This is a genomic window from Sphingobacterium sp. BIGb0165 (assembly GCF_024810095.1).
GTDB classification, from domain to species: Bacteria; Bacteroidota; Bacteroidia; order Sphingobacteriales; family Sphingobacteriaceae; genus Sphingobacterium; species Sphingobacterium detergens.
Map to the genome: position 1 here is coordinate 305,359 of NZ_JANUEB010000007.1, position 12,036 is coordinate 317,394.

Here is a 12,036-nt window from a genome sequence, read left to right on the forward strand (position 1 = left end):
CAAAATAGTTATTTTGATACGGCCCTTTTTCAATCGCCAAAAAATTACTGTTACTTATTGCTCAATTTCTGTAAACGCTCTTTTGCTGATGGGACGATATCATCGTCTTTTTCATAATTTTCAATCACACTTTTCAACGTACTCTTCGCCTGGAAAACATTGCCTTTACGCGCATAGGTATCTGCAAGCAATACGAAACTCTTGGCCACCCAATATTCCTGGGTCTCCCTATTGTTGATCACATCAAAAGCTGTTTCTTGGGCTTTATCGTATTCCTTGTTATCATACTGCAGTTGTCCCACACGGTATCGTGCCTCCGCGCCCACCGCCGTTTGACTCTTCAGAGCGGCCAGATTGAGCTCTTTCATGGCCGACGCTATATTCTTTTCCTTCAGAAGGGCCCTGCCACTGTATAAGTGTGCCTTGGCAATATCCTCCTCTGTTGCACCATCATAATCCTTTACAAACTGTACATATTTGGCCATCTGTTCCATATCGCCGAGTTCGAAATAACAGATCATCAGGTTGGTTACTGCGTAACCATAGTTTTTCTTGTATTCGGAATTTAGCTCCAATTTTTTGAGGTGCACAATAGCCTCGTTGTACTCCTTTAGCTCCAAATACAGTGCAGCCACCGTCAACAAGGTATTCTCCGTATATTTACTCGTCCAGTCGTTTAGGATGATATTCAGATCGTGTAGCGCTTCCTGCGGATGCCCGGTCTTGTATGAACTCACCCCACGGATGTAACGTGCATATTTTATTTGTTTGGGTTTCGGAAATTTATCAAAATAGGCGTTGATCGCTTCCACTGCTGCTCCGTATTCTCCTCTGGCAAAGAGGGATTGTGCTGCTTGGAAAGCCTGGTCATCCTGCTCCGCAGGGCTCAAATTACCGACATTGGAACCGATCGCATAGCGGATATAGCTTGTGGCATCGCCCTGGTCGAGGTAGATGTTTTCAATGAAACGCATTGCCTGTTCAGCCTCCGCAGTTCGGGCATATTTCTCCACCACCTGTTGGAAGGTAGCTTTGGCCGGTTCGGGTTCATCATTATTGTACTGCACGAGTCCAATGGTCATCAGCGCACGCGGGACATAGCTGCTCCGCGGATACTTCTCGATCATCCCTTGCAGTCCTTTGAGCGCGTTCTCATAATCGCCCATCGTGAAATAGGTGTAAGGAATCTCAAAGGCCGCGTCATCGGCATAGTTGGAAGATGGATATTGTTTCAGAACAGACCGCAAGGTGCTAAGCTTGGTTTCATTGTCGCCCTGTAGGCCAAAGATCACACCACGCTGGAAGTAGGCATAGTCCTGATTGGGCGCTTTGCCGTTGATCAATTTATCATAGTAGCTGTTGGCCCGGCCGTAATCGCGCAGACACAGATACGAATCGCCCAGACGTGCGATCACGTCATACCGTATATTTTCATCCACCGTACTTCCGCCGGCTTTCAGAAAGCGTTCAAAATAATCGGCAGCCAGTGCGAAACGATTATTTCGGTAGGCCGCATAAGCCAGCCCGTAATTGGCATAATTATAGACCTCGTTATTTCGTGCCGCAGGCAAGCTCAGAAACTGGGAGAAATTTTCCACGGCCTCCCCGAATTTGCGCACTTCATACATCGCCTCCGCTTTCCAATAGGTAGCCAGGGCCGCCATTTCTGCATTGATCGGGAATTTTTCCGAACGCATAAACATGGAGATGCTATTTTCGAAAGCACGCTCGTTATAAAATTCCAGTCCACGGTAGTAGGTTACCTTTTGATAGATTGCATCGACCTCCCGGCCCCGCTTCTTCAGCGACTCCAGTAGGCTAACCCCAGCATGGAAGTTGGTCGTCCCGCGCAAGATTTCAGCTGATAGTGATTCCGGGCTTTCCTGTCTTTTTGCTCCCGGATCAACAGGTTTTTCTTCCTGTGCTATATATTTCTCGAGGACTTTTTGTGCAGCTTGGGTGGAGTCCATGGCAAGAAGGACCTTGGCGTAATTAAATAGTGCATCGGCTTTCACTTGCCGATCGAGATCCAGTTTCGTCGCTTTGACGAAGGCATTTCGCGCCGCCTGCTTGTCGCCCGTTTCCAGGGCGATATGGCCCAAGGTCATGATCGCTCCTTGAAAAAAGGCATCAGAAGGTTTCATCGATTCCATCATACCGCTCGCTCTCTTGTATTCGCCGGCACCATAGGCCAGATAGCTGATGCGGTAATTGTCGATATTGCTTTGCGAAGCGTCCGGATGACGTTTCATCAACTCATGGTAATATGCTTGTTTGTATTTTTGTTGCGCCAAATAGGTACTGGTGGCGATCTGGCGCAGCTCCGTCTCGATCTCATCGCGGTTGATAAGCTTCATATTCGGGCTCCGTCGCACCTTGACGGCATCGGCCAGCATCGGTCGGTAGTCGCGTACAACATCGATGGAATCCATTGTTTGAACTTGCCCTTCAATACCTTTTTGATTATGTTGGCCCTTTTCTTTCTGCTGTTTCTCCACTTCTTGCGCATAGCCGGTAACCAGCAAAGCTGAAAGTACCCCGGTAAACAGGTATTTCAGGTAATTGTCGCCGATTCTTTCTTTCAATATCATTGTTTGTTCTTATTTCTGAGTTTTTTCAACCTTTCCTTTGCCGAGGAGACAATAGTTTAATCTTTCACTAATTAGATAGTCAAAACTAAAGAATTCCGACCAAATTAGGTAAATTGTCAGGAAAAAATCCACCTCGTTTCCACGATACCCAACTCCTTTGCTCGCTATCGGCAAAGAATTGACACAATAATGGAGCCAAGAAGAGAAATAAATAGGAGGTGATCCCCTAAGAAGTTGCAGGATCTCATCCCACATAGAAACAAAAAAAGCCCTAACTTTCGTTAGAGCTTTTTAGTCGGGGTGGCAGGATTCGAACCTACGACCTCCACATCCCAAATGTGGCGCGATACCGGGCTACGCTACACCCCGAAAAGGTATCACCTTTGTTTTGTGTGGCACAAATATCGAATCAATTTTTCAATTTGTCAAGACCTAAACTCATTTTTCACACTAAACCACTGATTAATTGCATAATATTTTTATCAGTTACATTTTAAATCCCCATTATCAAGGTCAAAAACGCGGTCAATTGGCATTATATAGGAATATTTAAAATAACTTTAGATTATCCATTTCATTTTCATATCTTTGCATCCGATTTGACTGTCGGTCGATAGTTTTTTCAAAAAGTATTTTCATATTCAAAAAATAAGTCGTAATATTGCATTCCGATTTTTACAGGATATAAATCGTTAATAATTACTCGAAATCATGGATTTAGTAAAATTTGTAGAAGAACAAGCGGTAGTAAGAAATGAAATTCCCGCTTTCAAAGCCGGAGATACCATCAGCGTTCATTATAAAATTCGCGAAGGAAATAAAGAGCGTGTGCAGGTGTACCAAGGTGTAGTAATCCAATTAAACAGCGAAGGTGCTAACGCTACTTTTACCGTTCGTAAAATCTCTAACGGTGTAGGTGTTGAACGTATTTTCCCTGTAAACTCACCAAACATTGAAAAAATTGTAGTAAACAGCTACGGTAAAGTTCGTCGCGCTAAATTATTCTATTTACGTGGCCTTACTGGTAAAGCTGCTCGTATTAAATCGAAAAGAATCTAATTACGACTACCTCGGCATAAAAAAAGGCTTTGATAAAATTCAAAGCCTTTTTTTATTTCATATCCCTTCAACCACTTCCTTTCCGGAACAACTATACGGCCTCCCGGATCACTTGAATAGGAATAGCAGAACCCATGTAATAAAATTAAGACAATTGAACCTCTTTTCTCAAAAAGAATCACACCTCTTTGTCTAGCTAAAACATTTTACTTACTTTTAGCGCTGCCAATCTTTCCCTGTGTAAAGATCAGTGGGACTCTAAAACTTTATATAAACAGTGCAAGGATTGCACGCATAGAAATTTCTTGGCGGCTAATAGACATACAATATTTTGATGAAAACTGTTTTTTTTATACTTGCTCTTACTTTACAGACGACAACCATTTTTGCGCAGCGAAATGTAGGTGATTTTCTCCAACTACAGTCTAAGCCCGAGACTTACTATGTCCAAAAAGCTCAAACTCCCATCAAAATTGATGGTAAAGATGACGAAATATCCTGGGAAAAAGCACCATGGACAAACGCATTCAAAGATATCGAAGGCACAAGTAAACCTACCCCATCATTTGACACTCGTGTTAAAATGCTTTGGGACAATGAAAACCTCTACCTCTTTGCTAAATTGGAAGAACCTCATATCAATGGCTATCTTAGACAGAAAGACACCATTATTTATCATGACAATGATTTTGAGGTATTTTTAAAACCCAATCTCCAATCTCCGGAATATATTGAAATTGAAGTCAATGCACTGAACACCATCATGGACCTTCTGATGACCAAACCTTATCGTTTTGGTGGAAAAGCTAATTTAAACTGGGATACCAAAGATATCCAGAGTGCTGTATACCATGCTGGAACAATAAATAATCCAACCGATAAAGATAATTTTTGGACCGTCGAAATGAAGATTCCGGTCAAAAGTCTAAAATACTTTGGTGAAGGAAATCAAATCAAGGCAAATGAAGTGTGGAAGATAAATTTCTCCCGCGTACAATGGCACTATGATGTCAATGGAAAAGGTTATATCAAAAGAAAGGATAATACGGGTAAGCCCCTTGCGGAAGAAAACTGGGTATGGTCGCCCATCGGTCTGATCAACATGCATTATCCCGAACGATGGGGACATATCAAATTTGTAGATCAGGATAGTAAACATTCCATGGATGATCAATTTTTGGCCTTAGAAAAAACAGCTTGGAATATTTTTTACCTGCAACAGATTTACGGAAATACGAATAAGCGCTATGCAACATCTCTTGATGAATTGAGCCAATTATATCCTGAAATCATTACTATTAGCAAGCATTATCAACTTGTCTTTTCCAATGCAAATAAATTCTATCGCATTGAGATTAAGTCAAAATCGCAGCCCAATTTAAAGGCTACAATCGATAATCAGGGCAACATCTATTTTTAATTTATTTATTCAGTCGATCTTCAATTATAATATTGAATAAAAATTTGCTATCTTTGTATCCCGTACATAGAGCAACTATTATTGGTCATTTTGACCACATAAAATTGAAAATCCTTTAATTGTTATGACTAAATATATTTTTGTTACGGGCGGCGTTACTTCGTCGTTAGGGAAAGGTATTATTGCAGCCTCCCTTGCTAAACTTCTCCAGGCACGTGGCTACAAAGTGACCATTCAAAAATTCGATCCTTACATTAACATTGACCCAGGAACCTTGAATCCGTATGAGCATGGTGAATGTTATGTTACTGAAGATGGAGCGGAAACGGACCTTGATCTGGGCCACTACGAGCGTTTCTTGAACGTCCCTACCTCACAAGCGAATAATGTAACAACTGGTCGTATCTACCAACACGTTATCCAACAAGAGCGTGAAGGTGCATATTTAGGAAAAACAGTTCAGGTAATTCCACATATCACCGATGAGATCAAACGCCGCATGCAGCTTTTGGGTGAATCAAATGAATATGATATTATTATCACCGAACTTGGCGGAACTGTAGGCGATATCGAATCTCTTCCATTCGTTGAGGCTGTAAGGCAATTGCGTTGGGAACTGGGAGCAAATAACTCATTGGTTATCCACTTAACTTTAGTTCCTTATTTGGCCGCAGCTGGTGAACTTAAAACCAAACCGACACAGCACTCTGTCAAAACATTGCTGGAATATGGTGTACAGCCTGATATCCTTGTATGCCGTACAGAGCACAAATTATCACAGGAAATCCGTAAAAAATTAGCACAATTCTGTAACGTTAACATCAATGCTGTTGTCGAATCTATCGATGCCTCGACAATCTATGATGTTCCTTTACTTATGTTGAAAGAGAATCTGGATAAAACCGCGTTAACGAAGCTAAAACTTTCCAACAAAAACGAACCGGATCTAGAAAACTGGAAAAACTTCCTCGGCAAGCTCAAAAACCCAACAAGTGAGGTTTGCATCGCTTTAGTTGGAAAATATGTTGAACTTCCTGACGCATATAAGTCCATTATCGAAGGTTTTATACATGCCGGTGCAACAAACGAATGCAAGGTGAAGGTAAGCTATATTGCTGCTGAAAGTGTTACCAAAGAAAATGTTGCTGAAAAACTAAAAGGCATGGATGGTGTGTTGGTAGCCCCTGGATTTGGCGAACGTGGTCTGGATGGAAAATTAAATGCAATCAAATATGTGCGCGAAAACAATATTCCTTTCTTTGGTATCTGTTTGGGTATGCAATGCTCCGTCATCGAATTCGGAAGAAATGTATTGGGGTTGAAAGATGCCAATAGTTTCGAAATGGATGCAAATACCAGCAACCCGGTCATCAATCTGATGGAGGAACAAAAAAATATCACGAATATGGGTGGTACCATGCGCTTAGGTGCCTACGATTGTGAAATTAAAAAAGGAACAAAAGCCTTTGCGATTTATGGAAAAACAAAAATTTCCGAAAGACACCGTCACCGTTATGAATTTAACAATGACTATTTAAAACAATATGAAGCAGCAGGAATGATCGCTTCGGGATTCAATCCGGAGACTGGATTAGTTGAAATTGTCGAATTGAAAAACCATCCATTTTTCGTTGCAGGACAATTTCATCCAGAATTAAAGTCAACTGTTGCAAATCCTCACCCACTTTTTGTTAGCTTTGTAGCCGCTGCTTTGGCCAACAAGAAATCAAAGTAGTATTAGAAGGATAAAATTAATTAAGTTTAATTATTAAAGATGGATAGAAATACCCTAATTGGTTTGGTCCTGATGTTTGCCATCATCACTGGTTCATTTTACCTGATGAAGCCTTCAGAATCAGAAATCAAACAAGAACAAGCGCGACAAGAGGCAAAAGCCCAGACAGCAAAAGGACTGCCTGTAACAAGTGACTCTATCGCGAAAGCTAAAACAGCACAAACAGCAGTGATTGCAGATTCAGCTGAACTGAAAAAACCTTTTGGTGCGTCAAAATTTGGAACTGAAAAAATCATTACCCTTGAAAATGATGCTATCATTGCTAAAATCAGTACAAAAGGTGGTAAAGTGAAATCGGTCGAATTAAAAGGCGAAAAGAATTTCAATGGAAAACCTTTGATGCTTTTCGAAGGTGAGGACAATAAGTTTGGTTTCCAGTTCAATGCTGCGGGACAAAACATCTCCACCAACGATTTATTCTTTAACACAGAATCTTCTGATATCCAAGTTTCGGGTGAAGGTAAACAATCGGTAAAATTCAAATTGAATTACAGTGCTGATCAATATATTGAATATGTATATTCTATCGCTGGAAAAGGTTACAACGTAGCTCTAGATGTTAATACAAAAGGTATTCAAAACCTGATCCCGCAGAGTCAAAAAACATTGACATTGAACTGGAATACTGTTCTAAGACAAAAAGAGCAGAATATTGAATCTGAAAGACAAAAATCTACCCTTTATTACCAAGAAGATAATAAAGTAGACCATTTATCTGAATCGAAGGACGATGATGAAGCACTGGAAAAGAAAGTGCAATGGATTGCTTTCAAACAACATTATTTTTCAAATATCCTAAATGCTAAAAATGGATTCGTTAATGCGAAAATCGATGTAAAGCATGCAACGGAAGGTGATGTGGTGAAATTTTACAACACTAATGCTGAATTGGCTTTTGACAACCATAAAGACAACAATTATTCGTTGAATTTCTTTTTCGGGCCAAACCAATACAATGTACTGAAAGCAGAAGGCAATGATTACCAATCCATCATCAATATGGGCTGGGGTCCTATGCGCTGGATCAATCAATGGATCACCGTGCCAGCATTTAACTTCTTGGATGGTTTCCATATGAGCTATGGTATCGTCATCTTGTTACTTACATTATTGTTAAAACTGGTTCTTTCGCCAATGACTTACAAGTCATATGTATCTATGGCTAAAATGCGGGTATTGAAACCACAATTGGATGAGATCAAGGCAAAAGTCGGTGAAGACAATCAGATGTTGATGCAACAGGAGCAGATGAAGCTGTATAAACAGGTCGGCGTGAATCCACTCGGAGGCTGTCTACCTCTTGTGCTGCAAATGCCATTTACAATTGCTTTCTTCTATTTCTTTCCAAATTTATTTGAATTGAGAGGACAGAGCTTCTTGTTTATGAAGGATATGTCAACCTATGATACCTTGTTTACATTTGCACCTATTTTTGGATCATTCAACCACATCTCTTTGATGTGTATCTTGATGACCCTGACAACATTGTTGACCACTTGGTATAACAATGCTACATCGGGCGCAACTGGTCAAATGAAATACATGGGTTATATCATGCCTTTAATTTTCTTCTTTGTCCTAAACAGTTTCCCTGCAGGTCTGAACTATTACTACTTCCTAAGTGCGTTGTTTACATTCTTGACGCAATTGGTTATTCGCACAATGGTAAATGATGATAAGATCTTAGCTAAACTGGAAGAAAATAAAAAGAATCCAAAAGTTGATAAAAAATCTAGCTTCCAGTCTAAAATGGAAGAAATGATGCGAGCTCAACAACAAGCTCAACAAAACAAAAATAAATAGTATTATTTATATAACTGATAAAGAAGGCTTCCCGATAGGAAGCCTTCTTTTGTTAATAGTCTTTTGTAGCACTTTGTAAAACCAAACGTTAGAAATGATGTTTTATATAAAAATTTAAAAGATGAGATTTAGAAACATTGTGGTATTGATGATGGCTGTCCTTGCTTTGGCGAGCTGTTCAGCATTAAAAAAGAATTCAGGCAAACCGGATTCGGATAATGCATCCGCTACCATTATTGGAAAAAAATGGCAATTAATTGAAATCGGCGGAAAGGCTGTTTCCGAACAGGTCAACGGTCGGGTTCCTTTTCTCAAACTGGAGGAAAAAAGTTATAGCGCCAATGGTGGTTGCAACGGAATAGGTGGCGAACTGACCTTTTCAACCAATGGAAAAATTAAGTTTGCGCAAGGGATGTCAACGATGATGGCTTGCCCTGACATGTCGATTGAGCAAGCTTTATCTAAGGCATTAATCACAGCAGACAACTACAGCCTAAATAATGGTATTCTAAGTTTAAATAAAGCAAAGATGGCTCCTTTGGCAAAATTTAAGTTAATGGAGGAAAAGCAAAATTTAAGTGGAACCTGGGAGCTTGATTACATCTCTGGACCACGTATCGCTTTTGAGGGCCTGTATCCCAATCGCAAACCAACGATAACATTTAACATACAGGATGGAAAGATAAATGGTAACAGCAGTTGCAACAATTACAATGCTACATTTAAGACGAACGATCACCAAATTAGCTTTGGCCCTATCATGTCTACGAAAATGGCCTGCGAAGGCAATGGTGAAGCAACCTTCTTTTCCACATTAGAAAAAATAAACACCTATGATATCAATGAAAATACACTGACCTTTATCATGGGCGATATTGCCATGATGAGATTTCAGCGCAAGTAAAACATAAAAAAGGATAGGGTTTTGGGATCACCAAAACCCTATCCTTTTTCTATATCGATTATTATCTGTACTAAATTAATTTCGGACACAAGCTTTAGACAAAAGCACTAAATCCTGTGATACTTCTTCCAACAATCAAAGAATTGATTTCCTTAGTACCTTCATAAGAATAAATCGCCTCAGCATCTGCAAGGAATCTAGCGACATTATACTCCAGCAAGATACCATTTCCGCCCATGACTTCCCTCGCCTTGGACACAATATCTCTTGTCCGTAAAGAACAAAACACTTTTGCCAGTGAAGCATGTTCATCCCTTAGTTGTCCAGCATCTTGCAGTTCAGATAATCGAAAGACTAACGTTTGCATTGCCGTTAGATTCGATAGCATTTCAACCAAATGATTTTGAATCAACTGAAATGATGCAATAGGCTTGCCGAACTGTTTTCTTTTGCGTGTATAATCCAAGGCATTTTCATAGGCTCCTCGTGCGCAGCCCACAGCCATCCATGCAACCCCCGCTCTCGTCATTTGAAGGACTTTACCTGTATCTTTGAAAGAATTCGCATTTTGCAAACGATCTGTTTCGGGGATGATACAGTTGTCTAATGTAATCAATCCATTTTGCACAATCCGCAAAGCCATTTTATCTTTGATCTTTTCAACCGAGAACCCAGGATTATCTTTACGCACAATAAAACCTTTTACTTCTCCATCATCAAGATCCCTGGCCCAGACAATTGTAATATCAGAAAAGGTGGAATTTCCGATCCATTTCTTCTGACCATTTAAAATCCAACCTTCAGCAGTCTTCTTACAGGTGGTTGTCAATCCGCCCGCTGCTCCGGAACCAACTTCCGGTTCGGTTAGACCAAAAGCACCGATCACCTCCATCTTTTGCATCCTTGGCAACCATTCCTGTTTCTGTTCCTCCGATCCACAGATATAAATCGACCCCATGGCCAAACCACTCTGTACACCAAAGAAAGTAGCAACGGATGCATCTACCCGAGCAATCTCTGCAGCAATGATACCTTCCATCAGCGAACTTCCTCCCGTACACCCGTAGCCCTCATAAGTATATCCACATATATTTAAAGCAGCTAACTTGGGGACTATTTCAAAAGGGAATTCATCTCTTAACCAATATTTATTGACGATAGGCTTCACTTCAACCTCCATAAACTCACGCACCTTCAACTGGAGTTCGCGATCTGACCCATTCAATTTGCTGTCCATATCATAGAAATCCCCATTGATAGGTGGTAATTCCTTTTTTTCTTTCCCTGGATTTAGCATTTTCATTAAACCATGAAGCTGTTTATCATCCATTTTCGAGACCGCATCCATGACAGCACCTAGGTCTACTTTTTTCGAGATTTCCTCCAATTTGCCAAAGTCAATTGATTTTGCCAAATCCATTATATTCTTAACTTTATCAAACATAATCGCAATTTCTTTTTTACAGGGTTTCCTCTTAAAATAATAAAAATATTTGAAAATTGTTTGTGTAGCCCACGATACTCCAATCTATTCAAGCCTGTTTTCCCCGTACTATAGCTATCTAAACAGTTTTATCTATCAAATCGTTTGCGCCTATTTTTAATTTCTTCTATTAAATGGACCATCTCGCTCAGTAAAATGGCAGCAAACAAAGAAAATAAACAACTGATTTAAAGTACATTATACACAATTAAAAAAAATGTATTTTTTTTGGGTTACCTTTTGGGGTTCCGTGTATTAAGAGATGAAAAAGAAAATATTTCAATTTAAATTAGAAAATTAGAAAATGAAAAACGCATTAAAATTCGGTTTCTTAGGTTTAGCTTTAACTGTAGCTTTCGCATCTTGTAACAACACTGAGAAAAAAGCTGAAGGTGCTACTGATTCAGCATCTGCTTTAGTTGATTCTGCTGCTAACACTTTGGATTCAGCTGCTAATAAAATTGATTCAGCTGCTCAAAAAGTTGATTCAGCTGCTTCAAAAGTTGATACTGCTGCTAAAAAATAATTTTAGAAGCTGAATAACGCATTTGGAGAGGCTTTTCGCAAGAGAAGCCTCTCTTTTTTTAAAAAATATTGGGCAGCAGGGTTACCTTTTCAATTTACCTGTATTAAGTCTTAAATAACAAGATTTAGAAATTACTTTTAATTTTAATAAAATGAAAAACGCATTCAAATTAGGTTTCTTAGGATTGGCTTTAACTGTAGCCTTCGCTTCATGTGGTGAAACTGGTAAAAAATCAACTGATGCAGTTGATTCAGCATCTGCTTTAGTTGATTCTGCTGCTAACACGTTGGATTCAGCTGCTAACAAAATTGATTCAGCTGCTCAAAAAGTTGATTCAGCTGCTTCTAAAGTTGATACTGCTGCTAAAAAATAATTCTTCGAAACAGAATTTCAACCAGTATAGAAATGCCTCCTCAATAAGGAGGCATTTTTTTATATCTCACCCAATTAAATTG

The 12,036-nt window shown here is 39.7% G+C and carries 9 protein-coding genes and 1 tRNA gene; 7 read left to right on the forward strand and 3 right to left on the reverse strand.

Features of this window, described 5'->3' with window-relative positions; all coding sequences use genetic code 11:
- Positions 1 to 50: 50 nt before the first annotated feature.
- Together M2408_RS17860 and M2408_RS17865 are read right to left on the reverse strand one after the other, a co-directional pair.
- Positions 51 to 2,591 (reverse strand): tetratricopeptide repeat protein, encoded by a 2,541-nt coding sequence (locus M2408_RS17860; RefSeq protein ID WP_259184205.1) that lies wholly within the window; start codon positions 2,589 to 2,591, stop codon positions 51 to 53.
- A 295-nt stretch (positions 2,592 to 2,886) separates the two neighbouring features.
- Positions 2,887 to 2,960: transfer RNA gene (locus tag M2408_RS17865), tRNA-Pro, on the reverse strand.
- 342 nt (positions 2,961 to 3,302) lie between these two features.
- Here M2408_RS17865 and rplS point away from each other — a divergent pair.
- The 5 genes from rplS to M2408_RS17890 all read left to right on the forward strand — a co-directional run bounded on the left by rplS (position 3,303) and on the right by M2408_RS17890 (position 9,572).
- Positions 3,303 to 3,650, forward strand: a complete 348-nt coding sequence (gene rplS / locus M2408_RS17870; protein WP_077437627.1) for a 50S ribosomal protein L19 — start codon at positions 3,303 to 3,305, stop codon at positions 3,648 to 3,650.
- 334 nt (positions 3,651 to 3,984) lie between these two features.
- Entirely contained in the window at positions 3,985 to 5,070 is a 1,086-nt protein-coding gene (locus M2408_RS17875; RefSeq protein WP_259184216.1) for a carbohydrate-binding family 9-like protein, read from the forward strand.
- 124 nt (positions 5,071 to 5,194) lie between these two features.
- Positions 5,195 to 6,805, forward strand: coding sequence for a CTP synthase (locus M2408_RS17880; RefSeq protein WP_259184228.1), 1,611 nt, complete (start codon positions 5,195 to 5,197; stop codon positions 6,803 to 6,805).
- A 39-nt stretch (positions 6,806 to 6,844) separates the two neighbouring features.
- Positions 6,845 to 8,668: a membrane protein insertase YidC gene (gene yidC / locus M2408_RS17885; protein ID WP_259184235.1), complete on the forward strand. Its 1,824-nt coding sequence runs from the start codon at positions 6,845 to 6,847 to the stop codon at positions 8,666 to 8,668.
- Positions 8,669 to 8,789: 121 nt separating this feature from the next.
- Entirely contained in the window at positions 8,790 to 9,572 is a 783-nt protein-coding gene (locus M2408_RS17890; protein WP_259184237.1) for an META domain-containing protein, read from the forward strand.
- A gap of 94 nt (positions 9,573 to 9,666) precedes the next feature.
- Here the strand turns inward: M2408_RS17890 and M2408_RS17895 are convergent, their stop codons facing one another.
- Positions 9,667 to 11,016, reverse strand: coding sequence for an acyl-CoA dehydrogenase family protein (locus M2408_RS17895; RefSeq protein WP_259184247.1), 1,350 nt, complete (start codon positions 11,014 to 11,016; stop codon positions 9,667 to 9,669).
- Positions 11,017 to 11,359: 343 nt separating this feature from the next.
- On the opposite strand from M2408_RS17895, the gene M2408_RS17900 reads away from it, so the two are divergent.
- A complete protein-coding gene (locus M2408_RS17900; RefSeq protein WP_120262265.1) occupies positions 11,360 to 11,581 on the forward strand; it encodes a hypothetical protein in 222 nt (73 codons plus the stop codon).
- A gap of 151 nt (positions 11,582 to 11,732) precedes the next feature.
- Complete coding sequence (locus M2408_RS17905) at positions 11,733 to 11,954, forward strand: hypothetical protein (RefSeq protein ID WP_120262264.1); 222 nt, start codon at positions 11,733 to 11,735, stop codon at positions 11,952 to 11,954.
- Positions 11,955 to 12,036: the final 82 nt, after the last annotated feature.